The organism is Neolewinella aurantiaca, from assembly GCF_008014675.1.
GTDB classification, from domain to species: Bacteria; Bacteroidota; Bacteroidia; order Chitinophagales; family Saprospiraceae; genus Neolewinella; species Neolewinella aurantiaca.
Window position 1 is genome coordinate 75,699 of record NZ_VOXD01000001.1, and the last position, 16,943, is coordinate 92,641.

16 protein-coding genes are annotated in these 16,943 nt (G+C 52.8%); 12 read left to right on the forward strand and 4 right to left on the reverse strand.

Going from position 1 to position 16,943, the window contains the following annotated elements:
- Positions 1-122: 122 nt before the first annotated feature.
- The gene (locus tag FUA23_RS00295; RefSeq protein WP_147928698.1) at positions 123-1,907 is read left to right on the forward strand and encodes a DUF5060 domain-containing protein; all 1,785 of its coding nucleotides are present in this window, start codon (positions 123-125) and stop codon (positions 1,905-1,907) included.
- 68 nt (positions 1,908-1,975) lie between these two features.
- Positions 1,976-2,278: a hypothetical protein gene (locus FUA23_RS00300; RefSeq protein WP_147928699.1), complete on the forward strand. Its 303-nt coding sequence runs from the start codon at positions 1,976-1,978 to the stop codon at positions 2,276-2,278.
- Positions 2,279-2,301: 23 nt separating this feature from the next.
- Here FUA23_RS00300 and FUA23_RS00305 read toward each other — a convergent pair whose 3' ends face one another.
- Entirely contained in the window at positions 2,302-2,850 is a 549-nt protein-coding gene (locus FUA23_RS00305; protein WP_147928700.1) for a hypothetical protein, read from the reverse strand.
- A 265-nt stretch (positions 2,851-3,115) separates the two neighbouring features.
- Positions 3,116-3,565 (reverse strand): hypothetical protein, encoded by a 450-nt coding sequence (locus FUA23_RS00310; RefSeq protein WP_147928701.1) that lies wholly within the window; start codon positions 3,563-3,565, stop codon positions 3,116-3,118.
- Between the two features lie 249 nt (positions 3,566-3,814).
- On the opposite strand from FUA23_RS00310, the gene FUA23_RS00315 reads away from it, so the two are divergent.
- From FUA23_RS00315 to FUA23_RS00355, 9 genes are all read left to right on the forward strand, one after another.
- Entirely contained in the window at positions 3,815-4,174 is a 360-nt protein-coding gene (locus FUA23_RS00315; RefSeq protein WP_147928702.1) for a gliding motility protein GldC, read from the forward strand.
- 449 nt (positions 4,175-4,623) lie between these two features.
- Entirely contained in the window at positions 4,624-5,481 is an 858-nt protein-coding gene (locus FUA23_RS00320; RefSeq protein ID WP_147928703.1) for a LytTR family DNA-binding domain-containing protein, read from the forward strand.
- 173 nt (positions 5,482-5,654) lie between these two features.
- Positions 5,655-6,491, forward strand: coding sequence for a CPBP family intramembrane glutamic endopeptidase (locus FUA23_RS00325; RefSeq protein WP_147928704.1), 837 nt, complete (start codon positions 5,655-5,657; stop codon positions 6,489-6,491).
- Positions 6,492-6,671: 180 nt separating this feature from the next.
- The gene (gene xylA, locus FUA23_RS00330) at positions 6,672-7,982 is read left to right on the forward strand and encodes a xylose isomerase (RefSeq protein WP_147928705.1); all 1,311 of its coding nucleotides are present in this window, start codon (positions 6,672-6,674) and stop codon (positions 7,980-7,982) included.
- A 174-nt stretch (positions 7,983-8,156) separates the two neighbouring features.
- On the forward strand, positions 8,157-8,939 hold the full coding sequence (locus FUA23_RS00335; RefSeq protein ID WP_147928706.1) for a hypothetical protein: 783 nt from the start codon (positions 8,157-8,159) through the stop codon (positions 8,937-8,939).
- Between the two features lie 205 nt (positions 8,940-9,144).
- Positions 9,145-9,756, forward strand: coding sequence for a bifunctional nicotinamidase/pyrazinamidase (pncA, locus tag FUA23_RS00340; RefSeq protein ID WP_147928707.1), 612 nt, complete (start codon positions 9,145-9,147; stop codon positions 9,754-9,756).
- Positions 9,757-10,015: 259 nt separating this feature from the next.
- The gene (locus FUA23_RS00345; RefSeq protein WP_147928708.1) at positions 10,016-10,576 is read left to right on the forward strand and encodes a hypothetical protein; all 561 of its coding nucleotides are present in this window, start codon (positions 10,016-10,018) and stop codon (positions 10,574-10,576) included.
- Between the two features lie 505 nt (positions 10,577-11,081).
- Positions 11,082-13,385: a tetratricopeptide repeat protein gene (locus FUA23_RS00350; RefSeq protein WP_147928709.1), complete on the forward strand. Its 2,304-nt coding sequence runs from the start codon at positions 11,082-11,084 to the stop codon at positions 13,383-13,385.
- A gap of 34 nt (positions 13,386-13,419) precedes the next feature.
- Positions 13,420-14,118, forward strand: a complete 699-nt coding sequence (locus FUA23_RS00355; protein WP_147928710.1) for a hypothetical protein — start codon at positions 13,420-13,422, stop codon at positions 14,116-14,118.
- An 18-nt stretch (positions 14,119-14,136) separates the two neighbouring features.
- Here the strand turns inward: FUA23_RS00355 and FUA23_RS00360 are convergent, their stop codons facing one another.
- On the reverse strand, positions 14,137-15,156 hold the full coding sequence (locus FUA23_RS00360) for a threonine aldolase family protein (protein WP_147928711.1): 1,020 nt from the start codon (positions 15,154-15,156) through the stop codon (positions 14,137-14,139).
- A 16-nt stretch (positions 15,157-15,172) separates the two neighbouring features.
- Positions 15,173-15,748, reverse strand: coding sequence for a peptide-methionine (S)-S-oxide reductase MsrA (msrA, locus tag FUA23_RS00365; protein ID WP_147928712.1), 576 nt, complete (start codon positions 15,746-15,748; stop codon positions 15,173-15,175).
- A gap of 167 nt (positions 15,749-15,915) precedes the next feature.
- On the opposite strand from msrA, the gene FUA23_RS00370 reads away from it, so the two are divergent.
- Positions 15,916-16,902 (forward strand): SAM-dependent methyltransferase, encoded by a 987-nt coding sequence (locus FUA23_RS00370; RefSeq protein WP_147928713.1) that lies wholly within the window; start codon positions 15,916-15,918, stop codon positions 16,900-16,902.
- The last annotated feature ends 41 nt before the right edge of the window (positions 16,903-16,943 follow it).

Consider the following 16,943-nt stretch of genomic DNA (forward strand, 5'->3'; position numbering starts at 1 on the left):
GGTTCCGGGGCAAGGATTTGACTGATAGGTAAAACCCTTGTGCAAATGGTTCGAGGAGGAAGGTACAGGATAGATATGTCGTCCGGAATCCCCTACATTAACCCTGCTAAAACTTCACCTCAATGCTACGCTTCTTTGCCTTGCTCCTCCTGACTTTCTTTTGCACCTGCGTCCGCGCCCAGATAAGCCAGACCGGTGAACTCAAAAAATGGCACAAGGTTACCCTCACCATAGATGGCCCCGAAGCAGAAGAAGAGGGCCGTTTGAATCCTTTTTTGCACTACCGCCTCAACGTCACTTTTCGTCACGATTCGGCGACCTACGTAGTGCCAGGCTACTTCGCCGCCGATGGCAACGCTGCCGAGACCAGCGCCACCAAAGGAAACAAATGGCGTGTACATTTTGCACCGGACCAAACGGGAGTCTGGAGCTACGAAGTCAGCTTCCGCGCCGGGTCCAACGCTGCCGTCTCCGAACTGCCAAATTACGGTGAGCCCGTACGGCCACTCGACGGCATGCGAGGCAAGCTCACCATTGCTCCAACCGATAAAAAAGGACCTGATCTGCGCGGTAAAGGGCGCTTGCTCTTTCACGGCCGCCAGTATCCCGTTTGGGCGGAAACCGGAGAGGTTTTCCTCAAAGCCGGAGCCGATGCACCCGAAAATCTGCTCTCTTACCGCTCCTTCGATGGTACATTTCATGACGATGGCTACGGCGATAATTGGATCAAAGACTGGGCTCCACACCTGAAGGATTGGCAAGCCGGTGACCCCACCTGGCAGGATGGAAAGGGCAAGGAAATTATCGGTGCCGTAAACTACCTGGCGAGCAAGGGAATGAACGCCTTCTCCTTCCTTACCCTGAACATTGCAGGAGACGATAAAAACGTTTTCCCTTACATTAATTACCACGACTACCAGCGCATGGACGTAAGCAAACTCGCGCAATGGGAAATTCTTTTCGAGCACGCCTCGCGAAAGGGAATGTTTCTGCATTTCAAAATGGCTGAAGTAGAAAACCAGTCATTGCTCGACAATGGAGACCTTGGCCCACAGCGTAAACTTTACTACCGCGAACTCATGGCCCGCTTTGGTCATCACCTCGCCCTGAACTGGAACACAGGCGAAGAGAACGGTCGCTGGAACAACAATTATCCACCCGACTGGCAAACGACCACCCAGCGCCTGGCCATGGCCCGCTATTTTTACGAGAACGATCCTTACCGTCACCACGTGGTAATCCATAACGGCCAGAGTTTTTACGACCTGCTCGGTCGTGAGAGCAAGTATTCGGGCTTATCCCTCCAGACCAACCGGGCTGATTTCGCGAACGTTTACCCCGCCATCAGGCGCTGGCTTCGCCTCGCCCAAGAAAACAACGTGAACTGGGCTGTTGCCATCGATGAACCCGGAGATGCGCAGCACAGTCTTGTTCCCGACGCGGATGATCCTGACCACAATCTCGCCCGGCAGAACGCACTGTGGGGTGCCTTCATGGCCGGTGCCTGGGGCATTGAGTGGTACTTCGGGTACAAACACGAGCATTCTGACCTGAGCTGCGAAGACTGGCGCAGCCGCGACGCGATGTGGGACCAGAGCCGGTATGCACTCGAGTTCTTCCGGCAGGCCAACCTTCCTCTCGCGGAGATGGTGCCCGCTAATGACCTCACACCGGATGGGAACGACTGGGTGCTGGCTGGTGGCGGTAAATATGTCGTTTTTATGAAGCAAGGACCTAAGACAGCCACGACTTTGAAGATTGCTGACGGGAATTACAAAATTCAATGGTACAATCCCCGGAAGGGCGAATTTGTAGTGCGTGGGAGTCAATCTGTTACGGGCGGAGAGATGACCGTTACTGCTCCTCCCCGGGAAGTTGAAAAGGACTGGGTTTTGCTGGTAGAATAGAATGAAGGCGGCAGGGATCGTACCTTGTAGGCTCAAAGCGCCTGCGGGCGTCTGAACCAACGACGAAAATGAAGATTTCTCACACCAAGCATACACTGAAAAAACTGGAAACCCTCGCTAAAGAACTGGGCTACAAAGTCCGGTACGAGAAGGGCAATTTCCAATCGGGTTACTGCCTGGTTGAGCACCAGCGGGTAGCTATCGTGAATAAGTTTTTTGATACGGAAGGAAGAATCAATGTCTTACTCGATATCCTGAGTTTTTACCGTCAGAAACCGGACGAAACTGCTCCCGAGCTGGATGATACATCCGCCAAATTATGGAAAGAACTCAAGCCGTTTCTGGGCATCAGGGATGCGGAAGAAGAGTAAACATGAGCCTTTTTTCAAAAGGTTTAATCAACGATTAGTTTCAGCTTTGCACGTTGATACCCTGCGGATTTGAAAGATTTCACCTCCGGGATTTCTTCGCCCTCATGAGGCTGGTTGCCGGTAGTGCGGACTGCTTTTTCACTTCCGCTTTGGATCGAATACAGCAGGTGGTCGCCCCGGTGTTCAACGTTTGAAACGAGGTAGGTGCCCATGACGGTAAAAACACTCTGGTAGACATTGCCGAGGTAATAACCATCGAGAAGGATGGTGTTCTGTTCGTCGCAGACCCAATGATGGGGCCCGTCGGGGCCGCGGGTGATCAGGTAGTCCCGTTTGCCGGCTTCTTTATCTTTGCCGTAGATGATGGTATACGTGTAGGTGCTGTCGTTGACAGGCAAAATGTGTAATTCCATCGGGACGCTTTGCGCGAAACCTTTGGCGTTGTAAATTTCGAGCGTACCGCCCCATTTTCCGGTGAAATCATCAGGGAAAGCTGGCAACGCTTCGGGCTGAGCACCCAGAACAGGAGCGAATACAAACAAAAGACAGAAGAGGCGGAGACGCAGGTGCATGGTACGTTTTTTAGAAAAGCCAAGTTAGGCCATAGCACAGTGTAACCTAAATTTCATCGCCTTTTTCGCGGCGTCTTTTGCGGCCTGACTGCGTTAGGAGAATCCTCATTTAGCTACAGCTAAACTCCGGTTTTCCGCCTTGTCAGCCTCCAAAACCCTCCAGCGCAAAAGATCCACAAACTTAGGTTACACCGTACTGGTTATCGCCGTTTCTAACCGGAAACAATGCGCTGGCGGGGCAAACGAAGTTTGCCTGAACCTGGACTTACTCTTCGAACAGAATAACCCTTGCTGTATCAGCGGGACCAACCAAACGGAGGTTACTCGGTAAGGCGCCGGGGGTGAGGTAGTCTGACAAATCGAACGTAAACGTTTTGAAGGCAATCGCCTGGCAGATGGATGCGCCGTCGGGCAGTTGCCGGTCGAGGATGAAGCGAGCGTTGGTCTGGGTAGGAATGCTTTCGGCTACTGCTCCGTCGGTGACCAGTTCTGCAGTCCAATCGTCGGGGTTGCAGCCGGTGGCGCTCACCTCGATACTCAGGCAGGTTCCCTCGGTTGAAATGTCCGCTAGGGCAAAAGCGTCTCCGGGGTCAAGGCCATCGGTGCTGCTCAGGATTTCGATATAGGGGCCGCAATCGGATACCGGGCGGTTGTCTTCATCGTCGGAGCAAGAGGTTAAAAAGAGAAACAGCAAAAACATAAAAAACAACTTCATCAGGATGGGATTTGATTGTTCAGACGGATCGTTGAAGCATAACGTTGGTCCTGCGGCGGTTTATTCCGAAGAAAAAACAGGCTTTTGCTTCAACAAAAGGACTGTAGTGGTGGAGCTTACATCAAAACACACTTTGCACCTGCGTCAGCGCCTGACCGAAAAGCAATGTTTTGTAATTGTCCTGCAATGAAATACTACTTTACGGGGTAGTTAGATTGTAGCCCGTACCTTCGCCGAAAATTTAGAGTAATGGCTAAGGAAGTAGTGAAAAAACGCAGCAAGATCACCGTCGAAGTGGGCCTCAACGCCGAGCAAATGCCGGTAGAAATGAAATGGGGGGCCACCGATAAGCCCGGCCCGGCGGAGGGCTGTAAGGGAATGCTGCTCAGTTTGTTCAACGAACAAACCAAAGAAACGATGAAGGTCGACCTGTGGACCAAAGAAATGCAGGTCGTGGAAATGGACCGCTTCATGTACCAGACGCTGCGCGGTCTGGCCGATACCTATTTCAAAGCTACGGGCAACAAAGAACTGGCCAATCAGATGCAGCAATTTGTGTTCTATTTCGGTCAGGCTACGGGGGCAATCCCGAAGCAGGGAGATGTATAAGAGCTTGTTCGGGTTTTGCCTTCTGGCTGATTGCTGACAAATTTGATGCTGAACGACGAGCAAGAAACTTGCATAGCCGTAGCTATGGAAGTTTTGAGCGAAGAAGTGCAGCATTAAATTTGGCGCAAGCAAGCCGAAGTGTTAAACCCAAACAAGCTCTTAGAATCATACTACTGGACATTTTTGGTTCCCCCTCCGCTGAGCCTTAGGCGAAGCTTGCTGGAGAGGGCGGAGGGTGAGGTGGAAAAGTGTGTATCACGAGATGCACGGATCCCCCTCTCCCCCGGCCCCTCTCCTCGGGAGAGGGGAGACGTGACAAGCGGCAAGTTCGTGATAGTAGTGCATCTCGCGATACACACGGTGGAAAATCAAAAGATGTCCAATAGTATATCTTAGAATACATTTGTAGATTTAGGGTCCCTTTTAACAACTTTCTAAAATCGGCCCGTTTGTTTTCGATCCTTCGTCAGCCTTATCCGCCGCCCGTTGTTTCGGCGGCAAAAGCATTGCTCGTCAGCGTTGGGCTGGGGGCGTTTGTTGCCCTCTTTTTGATCGTGTTTAAACCCTTCGGGACCGATCGTGCCCCTATCCCGAATCTGAACCTCTTCCTGGGTGGTTACGGATTAGTCATAGCTTTGGTGACCTTTTTCCCGACCTTTTTCTTCCCGCGCATCTGGCCGAAATTGTATACCGACGAACGGTGGACGGTAGGGTGGCAGTTGGTTTTTACATTTTTTACCGTAGCGCTGGGCATCACTGCTTCCTATTTTTACCTTATGTTGACCGGAGGAGAATACCACCTGCGGGATTACCTTTATTTTTTCCGCAACGGGCTGTTGGTTTCCAGTTTCCCGATAGTCATCATTACACTGCTGGATTATATCCGGAAGCTCCGTAAGTACGAGGGGGGAGCCAGGTCCGCAAATATGGCGGAGCGGCCAGCCGTGCCTCCGGCACGGGAGATCGTTACGCTGAGCGACGACCGTGACCGTCCCGAAATCAGCCTCGAAGCCGGACGGATATGGTGCTTGCACAGCGACGGGAACTACGTCGAGGTTTGGTCCCGCAACGATTCCGGCGCGTACGAACGAACATTGATCCGGAATACGCTGGCCAAACTGAGCAAGCAACTGCCTTCCGGCGCCTTTGTTACCTGCCACCGGTCGTGGGTAGTAAATCCGGCTCTGGTTGAGTCCGTGACGGGCAACGCTCAGGGCTATCGTCTGCACCTGACGGATGCGCCCGTTGTAGCGGTTGCGAGGGGCCGTTCGGAGCTCGTTTTAGCGAGGCTGAAGGTTGGTGCCTGACGACACATTTTAGCATTCTGCTGGTAAATACCCGTGCATTTCGTCCCTAAAGGGTGAATTTGAGCCCATTGTCGTGCATTTCGGCCCGGTGTCGTGCACTCCGGCCCAAGACTTAAAAAATGTCGGTTATACCCCTTTGATTTGTAGCATCGCTTCACTCAAACACCCCTGTCATGCGAACTGCTACTACTGCAAATACTACTCCTGTTATTACCAATAAAGTAATCCTGTCGCTCATCATTCTGGCCACTTACTTTGCGGGGCAGTTCGGCTCCGGCTGGCTGTCTCCTCTATATCGCCATTTGCTCGCTGATCAGAGCGACGCGACCCGTAACGTAATTTGGAACGTCCTCTATTACGGTCTGATTCCGCTCATCGCAACGGTGCTGCTGTTCGGTTTCAGGAATACACCTTCCGCGCTTGGGCTGGACAAGGGCCTGGCTAAAGGCTTCAAAGTCGCTTTTCTCGTCACCTTACCAATGCTTATCGGATACGCTGTTTGTTCGGGGTTCACGATCAACATCAGTGCTAACAATTTCTACTACGGTTCGATCTCGGCGCCCATTTTTGAAGAACTGTTCTTCCGGGCTTTCCTTTTTGGTTTGCTGTACCGCTACGCAGGGTGGGGGATGGTGCCCGCAACGATCCTCGATGCATTTGTTTTTGGCGTTATCCACATCAGCCAGGGAGATGACTTTGCCTCTTCGGCTTCCGTTTTTGCCGTTACCTCGGCGGGGGCAGTCTGGTTGAGCTGGATGTACAAAGAGTGGGACTGGAACCTGTGGTTGGTCGTATTCCTGCACGCCTTCATGAACCTGTACTGGATGTTGTTCGATATGGCCGACAACGCTGCTGGTGGCCTTTGGGCCAACGTATTCCGGGTAGCGACGATCGTAGCTTGCGTTGTCTGGACGAATAGACGTATAAAACAGGCGCGGACGCAGGTGCAGGAATCGGAAAAGGCACACGACGTGCTCGCCCCGAAGGCATTTGCCGGAGCAATTTCGTAGATTTTTTGCCTCGTTTGGATTTTTTTGTAATGGGAATGGCCACCCAACCGATTGCATTTTTACCGGGTCAATATCTATTCAGTTTCATTGCCTACCTTCGGGAATCATGTAAATTCTGCCCGGGTCAGAGAGGTGCTTTTTCCCTTTCTCTCCGGCACAAACAAACCACCCGATTCAAATATGGCCTACTTTAAAGATATTCCCCGGATCCGCTTCGAGGGCAAGGAGAGTGATAACCCGTTTGCGTTCAAGTTTTACGACAAGAACAAGGTTGTTGCAGGCAAAACAATGAACGAGCATTTTAAATTCGCGATGGCCTGGTGGCATACGCTGAGAAATACCGGAGGAGACCCCTTCGGGCCCGGAACCGCCCAGTATCCCTGGCTCGGAGATAATGATCCCGTACAGGAGGCCAAAAATGCAGTAGACGCCGGCTTTGAGGTGATGGACAAGCTCGACCTCGACTACTTCTGCTTCCACGACGTAGACCTGCTCGACGAAGCCGGTGCCGACCTGGACACCTACGGCCGTCGCCTGGAAGAAGTAACCGACTACCTGAAACAGAAGATGGAGGCCGAAAACCGCAAGGTGCTCTGGGGTACAGCCAACCTGTTCAGCAACCCACGTTACATGAACGGTGCCAGTACCAACCCTGATTTCGACGTGGTAGCTTACGCCGGTGCACAGCTTAAGAACGCAATCGATGCAACCATCAAGCTCGGGGGCGAAAACTATGTATTCTGGGGCGGCCGCGAAGGCTACATGAGTTTGCTCAATACCGACCTTGGCCGCGAGGTAGACCACATGGCCCGCTTCCTTACCATGGCCCGCGACTACGCGCGGCAGCAGGGCTTTACCGGTACTTTCTTCATCGAGCCCAAGCCGTTCGAGCCGAGCAAGCACCAGTACGATTTCGACTCCGCAACCGTTGCCGGGTTCCTGCGGAAGTACAACCTGATGGATGACTTCAAACTCAACATCGAAGTAAACCACGCCACTCTGGCCCAGCACACCTTCCAGCACGAATTGGCGGTAGCCGTGTCTGAAGGCCTCCTGGGCTCCATCGATGCAAACCGCGGAGACTACCAGAACGGCTGGGATACTGACCAGTTCCCCACCAACGTACCCGAACTTACCGAGGCAATGCTTGTCATCCTCGAAGGAGGAGGCCTTCAGGGCGGAGGAGTGAACTTCGACGCAAAAACGCGCCGCAACTCAACCGATCTGGCCGATATTTTCCACGCCCACATCGGTGGTATGGATGCTTTCGCCCGCGGACTGCTGGCAGCCGATAAGATTCTCTCGAGCAGCAAGTACAAGGAAATGCGTGAAGAACGTTACGAATCCTTCAATGCGGGCAACGGTAAAAAATACGAAACCGGAGAAATGACCCTGGAGGAACTGGCTAAAATCGGCCGTACGCAGGGTGAACCGCAGCAAACATCAGGTCGTCAGGAGCTTTACGAAAACATCCTGACGCAGTACAGTTAATTTCTGAAAGCATAAAGGCCTCAGGCCTTCTGGTGAGAATTCCTGATCTACTCAGCTGAAAAGCCGTCAATCGTTTCCTTCCGGTAATGATTGGCGGCTTTTTGTGTTTGGTCCAAAAAAATCGTAGCTTTCTCCTGTCGATGCTACTGCAACGACCCGATGAATAAGCCGATCATGATAGATTCCGTATCCAATTACTGCCACCGGTGGTGTGAACGCTGCCCGTTCACCAGCCGCTGTAGTCTGGTTGCTTTTAGCGAAGAGCACATGTCGTCTGACCAACGGGAGAGACCCGGTACATTGCCAGCTTCCTTCCCGGCGCTCAGCGGTAAATTCAGCGAATTTCTGGGCCGGCTCGAGCTCAACCTGCAAAAGTATCGCAACAGTTTGTCGGTGATCGGCTACGGGGCCCGCGAAGAGTACCCGCGGCCAACCGGTATGTCGCGCAAAGCGCTGGGAGAACTCAGCATGACGGTAATGTTGGAGCTAAGAGAACTGCGCAAAGGGAAGTGGGTCCCTGATTATCTGAGATCGCCGGATTTCGGACAGGCCGATGTTCAGGCTTTTCGCGAATTGAACTGGTACCTGGGCATTCTTGGCCCCAAATTCCGCAGGGCTGTCCTGGAGAAGCCATATTCCGGCCCGGTCGATCTGGATGCTCACAAGACTGCCCGGCTTACGCACATAATTCTAGCCCGAATGATTGCTGCAATAACGGTTTTGATTGAGGTTCACGGCAGGGAGGCTTACGACGACCTGCGCACCATCCTCGAGGACTGTCTCCGTTTACTCGCTGGCATCCGCTCGCTTTTTCCGGAAGCCTATTTATACCACCGGCCCGGCTTCGATGATCCGGCAGAGCGTGGTTTCCTGAAGGTGTTCTACGAAGAGTGCCCTCCCGTCGACCCGTTCAAGGACGGAACCTGGAGCCCGGGCGGCAGGGCGCCATCGGCATGAAAACCCCGGCGGAGCAGGGAAATTCCTTAGCCTGTCAAGATGAGTAGCAACAATCAGACCGTGTGCAGACGTTAATCCTGCCATGTTCCGTTAATTCGCACCCCGTTTGGGGCGCGGACGCAGGCGCAACAGACGTTTTTTCAGGAGCAAAGTTTGGACTACGGCGGTAGTCGTTTATCTTTGCTTTAAATTTAAACTAAGTATAATGTACGCTCCTAATATTGCCCTCATTCTAGTAGACCTGCAGGTAGACTTTATGCCAACGGGTATGTTGCCCGTAGCCAAAGCAGATACCATCATCCCCGTGGCCAACGCGCTGATGCAGGATTACCGGACCATTATTGCCACTCAAGACTGGCACCCGGGCAATCATGGCTCCTTTGCGGCTAACCACCCCTGGCGAAAACCGGGGCAGGTAATTGAACTCCATGGCCTGCAACAGGTATTGTGGCCCATCCACTGCGTTCAGAATAGCTGGGGAGCTGAGTTTGTCGAAGGTCTCGATACAGACCGGATCACCAAAGTGTTTCAGAAAGGAACGGATCCGGAGATTGACAGCTACAGCGGCTTTTACGATAATGGTCACCGCAAATCCACCGGAATGGCAGAGTGGCTGCGCGAACATGGTATCGACGAGGTACACGTTTTAGGCGTTGCGACAGACTACTGTGTGAAGTTCACCGTTCTGGATGCCATCTCTGAGGGTTTCAGTACCACCTTGCTGAAGAATGCTACCTACGGCGTCGACCTTATGCCCGGTGATGTAGACCGGGCTATCGAAGAAATGAAGGAAGCCGGAGCCCGGATACAGGCGTAGATAAACAATTTAGATGCGAATTATCGGTACTCACCTTTGTCATCAGGTAGAAGGGTAGGGCGGAAGGAATTTGTCTTATGCCAGCGCAGGGATAATGTCTGAATGGAAGATTTGGCTGAATTTTAAGGTTTTTGGCGTTCGTTAACGGTTCGGTAAGCAATCGCCTCTTAAAAGTCAAAACGCGGTTAAACGGTCACGAAATGTTGGAAGCAGGCCCCTGAAGCCCCGTACTTGCAGTCATAATAAATGTCCAACTGCTATGAAATATTCGATCTCACTCTCCGCCGTACTTGTTGTTCTGGTAACCTTGTTTTCGCCAACGGCACAGGCCCAGCGCCCTAACAATCCTTCTACTGCTGAGACGACAACCTCTACTGCCCCTACCCGGGCAACGTCGACCCGGACTACCCGCCCGAGTGCTAACCGTGGTACAACTACCCGCACTTCTACCGCAACCCGTGGAAGCCGTACGAGAACGAGCACGACGCCACGGCCGAATACGAATACCACGCCCAGCCCCAATACGAACAACCCGAACTACTGCCCTCCGGGAGGCAACGCCCGCACCAGCAACGTAAATACCCGAAGCAATGGGCGCAGCGGTTCGATTTTTGGTACCCGTACTAGTGTCCGCCGGTCGGTTCCCAACGCACGGAGCACCAGCAACGCCCGTAACCAGAGCAAGTCTGAGCGCCGTTCGGCCGAGCGTGTGGTAACGAGCTACGATGATGTTTACAATGGTTTCAGTACGAAAGCCGTTGAAGCCGATAAGGCAAAAGCTACCGCCAGCCGAAGCAACCGCGGAGGCAACGGGAAATAACAAGAACAATAATCCCAATTTTCTTTAAGTCATTCCTCTTAGTATTCTTCGGCTCGTTACCTCAGGGTAACGGGCCGTTGTTTTTTGCCGTAGGGGAAATGCTTTGGTGTCTCCGCAGGCATTAACGTTTGCGGCAACGGACTGTAACACGGAGGGAAAGATGTTGGTCACCTCTTTTGACCGGTCAGGCACCAGGGGGGCTGTGAACTGGTTTTCCGGAGCCAACAGGGTAGGGTGAGAGCCACCAACCATATTTGCACCTGCGTCCGCGCCCCGTGAGAGTTTCAGGGGAACTCTGGCGGCGGTACGAAACAAGAATTCTGCCTGATTCTTACTACCTTGAACCAGCGTCAGTTGTATCATTGCGCAAACGACTCTGCATTTGGGGTATTTTCTTTGCTTGATCAGTCCCGCTACTTGTTGGAGAGGGCCGGGAACAGAGAAGGTACTTATGTATTTAAGCAGTGTGATGATTTTATTATTTGCCCGATAAGCTCACCCAACAATGGATACACCTTCCCTCTTTCAGAAACTATGGTCACGAAAAGTACCTCAGTACCTGGGGACCTACCTCGCAGTCGGGTTCGGGTTTCTGCAGTTTCTTGAGTTCATTTCCAGAAGGTTCGACCTGAGCGACTTCTGGGTAGATGCTTATCTGTTACTCTGGCTATGCTTGCTCCCGGCGGTAAGTTTGCTGATATACTACCGCGGGTTACCACAAGGGGGCAAAGGCAAGCATTGGAAAACAGGAATGATTATCGTTAATGTCGTGCTCGGCTTGCTGCTGCTTGCCTTTATTCCCGATCATTCTGATTCTCTTGTGGCTACCGAGACGGTCACCGCAATTGACGAAGCGGGAACACCTACCCAACGAACGATACCTTCCGCTACTACCGTGCAGCGTATTGCAGTATTCGAATTCCTGAACGACAAAGACGATGAAGCTTCAGGCTGGTGGGGAACTGCTTATTCATTGTTACTCACCGATATTCTGCATCAGCGACCCGAAATTCTGGTGAAAAACGTGCGGAGCCTGAACCGCTATTATAGCCTGTACGAAGTGCCGCTTTTCAGCCGGATCAACCTTGCCACCCAGCGTAAAATTGCGGAACGGGCTAATACGGATTACTTCGTCCGGGCAGAATACAAAGCTTCTGAAGATAATTACGAAATCAGTGGCAGCCTCTACCGGACCAGCGACGGTAAGGAGGTGAAGCACCTCGGAACTGCAACCGATGATCCATTTGTAGCAATCGATAACATCAAAGACCAGATATTTGACTTTCTACCTCCTCCGGTAGTATCCGACGATGTAGTGACCAACCTGCCCGCTTCTGCACTCATCACCGACAATGTGCGTGCGCTGGAATTTTTCGCCAAAGGGAATATTGCCTTCAGTACTAACCCGGGCGATCTGCCCCCTTCAGTGGCCCACTTCAGAAAATCGGTGGAAGCTGACCCGAGTTGCGCTCCTTGTCTCTACGAACTGGCCGACAAACTCTACGGCCTCGGAAAAACAGATAGTGCGCTGACCATGATCACTAAGGCGACCAAACTCGCAGAAGTGCTTCCCGAACGGGAGCAGTTTGGCTACAAAAGAGTATTGCTGAATATTTCCGGGCAGTATGAAAACAGCATTCGGCTCACGGAATACGCCAATAAATTGTACCCTTATGAGTATTGGCCGTACAGCGGTTTGGTAGGCTACTGCGAAACCAACTACGGGGTAGATTCGGCCATTGTACTGATGAATAAAGCGGCCATGCTTTCGGACCGGGAGGCTGCACTGAACAAACTCTACGGGTTGTACATGAAGTCTGACCAGTTTGAAGAGGCAGAAGAAGTCATCAGGCAATTGGACGAAAAATACGCCAACAAAGAAGAGACTCAGCGCCGCTATGCCGGTTATTACTTCCGCACAGGGCAAATGGATAAAGCAAGGTCTGTGCTCCAGGATATGATGGCCACAGACCCAACTAATCTGGAACTTTCCACTCAGCTTGCTGAAATGGAAATTAATGCCGGCTATTACGAGAACGCTGGGCGCATAATCAAAGATGTATTCAAACGTGCAACGAACCGGGCAGATTCGACGCAGGCCTGGAATTATCGCGTGAGGATATCCGCTAACAGCGGCCGTATCAGAGACGCACTCAATGATTTGGAAGCTTACGAGAAGTTCATCAGCCAGGAGGCACCCGTAAACGTAATTCTGCTTCAGGATTATAATACGAAGATGGACTATGCCAGCCGGCTAGAAGACCCAGACCCTTTTATCGAAAGAATTAACCGGCAAATAGCCCCGTACCGAAGCGAATACCTTGAAGCATATGAATGTTACGCTTTGATCCTTCGGGTGATGAGAGGAGGTAAACCAGATGGGGTTGAAGATGCCCTTGCTTCATGCCATGACTTACTCGCGGGTATGGGGAATTCTGCGGTTGAATTGGAACACATAGCGAACTTAATCGCAGAGGAGAATTATTCTGCTGTCGCCGACATGATTGATAACCGGTTGGAAAACGGAACAGAGATACTGCAGCCAGAGGTTTACATCAGGATTCAACGACTTGCGGGACGCATGGACCGGGCCGGGGAGTTACTGGACGCCCAGCTTAGAGTGATGCCAAACGACCCCGGTCTTTTGTTAGAAAAAGTAAAGTTGCTGGTGGCTCAGGCGAATATGGAAGAAGCTAAGGCACCATTACAAAGCGTCTTGTCGACCTGGAAAGACGCCGATGAAGATTTTTACCCGCTTCAGGAAGCAAAAACTTTAGCCGAAAAGCTTAACTTATCTCCCGCCAGCTGATTCGTACAACACTGGTTATCAAGTTCAAAACGCAATGAATAAGTCAGAAAAACGCCGTTATCTCAGCCTCATCGCTGCCGAGCAAATCGACGAAACTATTGACCAACTAAAAGCGGCCATTGCGCCCGACCATCCGGAATACAAGCGGGTGGTTCAGTTGGAGAAGCGTTTCCGGGAACTTGGGGAAAGAATCGATCTGGGTACGCTCAATGCAGAGGACGTCAGCCGGATTCGTAGCCGGATCAGCGGTGGTCTGGGGGATATCGTCAGGGAATACGAACCCAAAACTGCGGCCGCGGCACCTACAGAAAGCAAAACAGATAAACCGGTTTTCAAACTGGACCTGCCCGAAGAGAAGAAAGAGAAACCCAAACTGGACCTGAAAACCATCGGCTACCACGGCGAATTGGATTATGCTGGCTCCCCGACGAAGAAGGAACAAACCGTCAACCTGCTTAAAGCCTACGGCGCGGCGTACCATACCGCCCGCGAAGCCGTAAAAAAGGCGGGGATGGAAATGGTAAGCGGAGACCGGGACGGCGGGCGCATCGAAGCGGCCATCGCACCAACCGGAACGGGGGGCTACGGAGAGAAAATCCTGATGTGGCTGACGCCACTCGACGGCAGCACCACCAGGGTACACGTAGTGGTCGACTCTCAGTTGCCTACTCTGGCTTTCGACTTCGGACGGAACAAAACGAAGTTGGGGATTCTGGTGAGCTACCTGCGGTAGCTTGCCGCGGGTGGGCGATCAACTAACACCTTGCAAAACCTCGATGACCCGGTCCACCATCTCGTCGGTTACTCCGAGGTGGGTGGTAAACCGTACCATTTGCGGACCGAAAGCAACGGCCTGGATGCCGTGTTCGGCGAGGGTCTCCAGAAAGTCGGCAGCCATGAGTTCGCCGGCAAGGTGAAAGATACAGATGTTGGTTTCCGTCTTTTCGACAGCGGCGACGAAGGGTAGGGGAGCGAGGGCTTCGGCCAGACGACGGGCGCGGGCGTTGTCGTCGGCCAGGCGTTCGACGTGATGGTCGAGGGCGTAGATTCCGGCAGCAGCGAGGTAGCCGGCCTGCCGCATACCTCCGCCGATGACTTTGCGGTAGCGGCGTGCGCGGTCGATCAACTCCTGCGGACCGAGCAGCAGGCTACCCACCGGAGCACCGAGACCCTTGCTCAGACAGATGCTGATGGTGTCGAAGAGGTTGCCCCATTCAGTGGGGCTCTCTTTTGTTTCTACCAGTGCGTTGAACAGGCGGGCACCGTCGAGGTGTACTGCTAATCCGGAGGAACGGGCCTCCTGCACCAGCGTCCGCGCCTCATCGATAGTATAGATGGATCCTCCGCCTTTATTGCAGGTATTCTCGATCACGAGCAGTTTGCTGATGGGCAACCAGTCGTAACGCGGCTTAACGGCTGCGGCTACCTGGCCGGGCAGGATCTTGCCGCGTTCACCTTTAATGAGATTGAGACTCACGCTCGACAGCATACTGTACACGCCGCCTTCGTACTGATAAATATGACTCTTCTCTTCAGCGATAACTTCGTCGAGGGCCACAGTATGGCATTTGATGGCGAGTTGGTTCGTCATCGTACCTGAAGGGCAAAAAAGAGCAGCCTCCATTCCGAACCGCTCTGCGGCCACGGTTTCCAGTTGGTTAACGGTCGGGTCCTGGCGGAAAACATCGTCACCAACTTCAGCGGAGAACATTGCTTTCAGCATTGCCCCGGTGGGCTTGGTAGCGGTATCGGAGGTAAGGTTTATCTGCATGGGCGGAAAGGTAGAATTACTTCCTCAACTCCGCAAATTGCTTGCGGAATTTCCCCACTTTAGGAGTTATCACAAAAGAGCAGTAACTGTTGCGGTTGCCCACTTTGTTGTAGTAATCCTGATGGGAATCCTCGGCGGCGTAGAAGATATCGAGCGGAATCAGTTCGGTAACCGCCGGTGCGCCGTAGAGGTCAGGAACCGTGTTGGCCATGATGTCTTCAGTAATCGCTTTTTGCTCGTCGGTGGTGTAGAAAACAGCACTGCGGTACTGAGGACCACGGTCGTTGCCCTGCTGATTGGGCGTGGTTGGGTCGTGGGTGGCAAAGAAAACTTCGAGAATCTGCCGGGTGGAGATGACGGAAGGATCGAAGTCGACAAGGATAACTTCAACGTGGCCACTTTGCTTTGTGCAAACTGCCTCGTAATTGGCGGTCTCTTCGGGGCCACCGGAGTAGCCACTCACTACGCGCTTTACTCCTTTCAGTTCCACAAACACGGCTTCGGTGCACCAGAAGCAGCCGCCACCAAGAACGATGGTTTCGTGGGTGGAGGTATTATTAATGTCTTTTACTACTTCTGCAAAATGTGCCATGATCAGGGGGTTGTTTATTTAACGTTATAACCGATTAGTACGGGTAGAGTTTGCCGAAAACAGAGAGTTGTTAAAGACTGTTTGCAGGAGCAGGACATATTTCTTTTACCGGGCGCGGCCGCAGGTGCATTAAAAGGGTATGAAGGCCAGAACGTACCTTCGTCCAAATGAATGAATTACACCTCATTACCGACACGATACTGGAAACTTCTTCCACCCCCAGAGAACTGATGACAGTTTTGCATGAGTTCAAAGATTTGTTGTTCCATCTGACCGAAATCAAGGGTGTTGGCGAGAAGTACCGGAACGACATTAGTACGGAGGCCGGCCTGGCCATAGGGACCGAATGGGCCGCCCGCTGCGTTGACGACGTGTACCGCTCGGTGAAATTTATTCGTGGAGTTCATCAGGCGATCAACGACCGCCTGGCCGTAGCGCCAGGGCAGCCGGTCCAATTACTTTACGCCGGGACGGGCCCTTTTGCTACCCTGGTACTTCCCTTGCTGACGCGTTTCAGTCCGGCTGAATTGCAATTGACGTTAGTGGAAATCAACGAGCTGAGCATTACCGCACTGCGGCGACTCTTTTCTTATCCGGAGTACCACGACTACGCCCGGGCTATTATTCAGAGCGATTGTACCACAGTCGAACTGCCGGATTGGGAGACCTACGATATTCTGCTGACTGAAACCATGCAGTATGCGTTACAGCGCGAGCATCAGGTTCCGCTCACCCTGCACCTGATCTCTAAACTCCGAAAAGACGTTGTGCTCATACCTCAGGAAATCAGGGTAGGACTCGCGGCCGTAAACCCGACCATTGAGCGCGAAGACTGGGAGATCACGCCTTATTCATGCTTATTGTCGCTTACCGCCGCCGGGCTCAGTAGCCCCGGAGCGAGCAATGGCAAGCCGGGTACGGCAGACGCTCCGCACGAACTTTTACTGCCCGCCCGCCCTGAGGTGCGGGGCAGCCTCGCGTTCACGACCGACATTCACGTTTACGGCGGCGAGCACCTGGGCTTCAATCAAAGCGGACTCACCGTCCCTAGGATTATTTACTCCGACGGAGGAGGGGAGGAAGACCGCACTTTCCGGTGGCACTATGGTTTCACGCCCGAACCTGGCCTGGTGTGGCAGATGGAGGAAGCCTGAGCGGAGCGCGAGCCACAAAAACCGAGGGCGCGGCTGCGGGT

Bases quoted from the DNA above. Each gene is read 5' to 3' on its own strand.
- FUA23_RS00295 (WP_147928698.1), top strand. From the start codon at position 123: ATGCTACGCTTCTTTGCCTTGCTCCTCCTGACTTTCTTTTGCACCTGC.
- FUA23_RS00300 (WP_147928699.1), top strand. From the start codon at position 1,976: ATGAAGATTTCTCACACCAAGCATACACTGAAAAAACTGGAAACCCTC.
- FUA23_RS00305 (WP_147928700.1), bottom strand. From the start codon at position 2,850: ATGCACCTGCGTCTCCGCCTCTTCTGTCTTTTGTTTGTATTCGCTCCT.
- FUA23_RS00310 (WP_147928701.1), bottom strand. From the start codon at position 3,565: ATGAAGTTGTTTTTTATGTTTTTGCTGTTTCTCTTTTTAACCTCTTGC.
- FUA23_RS00315 (WP_147928702.1), top strand. From the start codon at position 3,815: ATGGCTAAGGAAGTAGTGAAAAAACGCAGCAAGATCACCGTCGAAGTG.
- FUA23_RS00325 (WP_147928704.1), top strand. From the start codon at position 5,655: ATGCGAACTGCTACTACTGCAAATACTACTCCTGTTATTACCAATAAA.
- xylA (WP_147928705.1), top strand. From the start codon at position 6,672: ATGGCCTACTTTAAAGATATTCCCCGGATCCGCTTCGAGGGCAAGGAG.
- FUA23_RS00335 (WP_147928706.1), top strand. From the start codon at position 8,157: ATGATAGATTCCGTATCCAATTACTGCCACCGGTGGTGTGAACGCTGC.
- pncA (WP_147928707.1), top strand. From the start codon at position 9,145: ATGTACGCTCCTAATATTGCCCTCATTCTAGTAGACCTGCAGGTAGAC.
- FUA23_RS00345 (WP_147928708.1), top strand. From the start codon at position 10,016: ATGAAATATTCGATCTCACTCTCCGCCGTACTTGTTGTTCTGGTAACC.
- FUA23_RS00350 (WP_147928709.1), top strand. From the start codon at position 11,082: ATGGATACACCTTCCCTCTTTCAGAAACTATGGTCACGAAAAGTACCT.
- FUA23_RS00355 (WP_147928710.1), top strand. From the start codon at position 13,420: ATGAATAAGTCAGAAAAACGCCGTTATCTCAGCCTCATCGCTGCCGAG.
- FUA23_RS00360 (WP_147928711.1), bottom strand. From the start codon at position 15,156: ATGCAGATAAACCTTACCTCCGATACCGCTACCAAGCCCACCGGGGCA.
- msrA (WP_147928712.1), bottom strand. From the start codon at position 15,748: ATGGCACATTTTGCAGAAGTAGTAAAAGACATTAATAATACCTCCACC.
- FUA23_RS00370 (WP_147928713.1), top strand. From the start codon at position 15,916: ATGAATGAATTACACCTCATTACCGACACGATACTGGAAACTTCTTCC.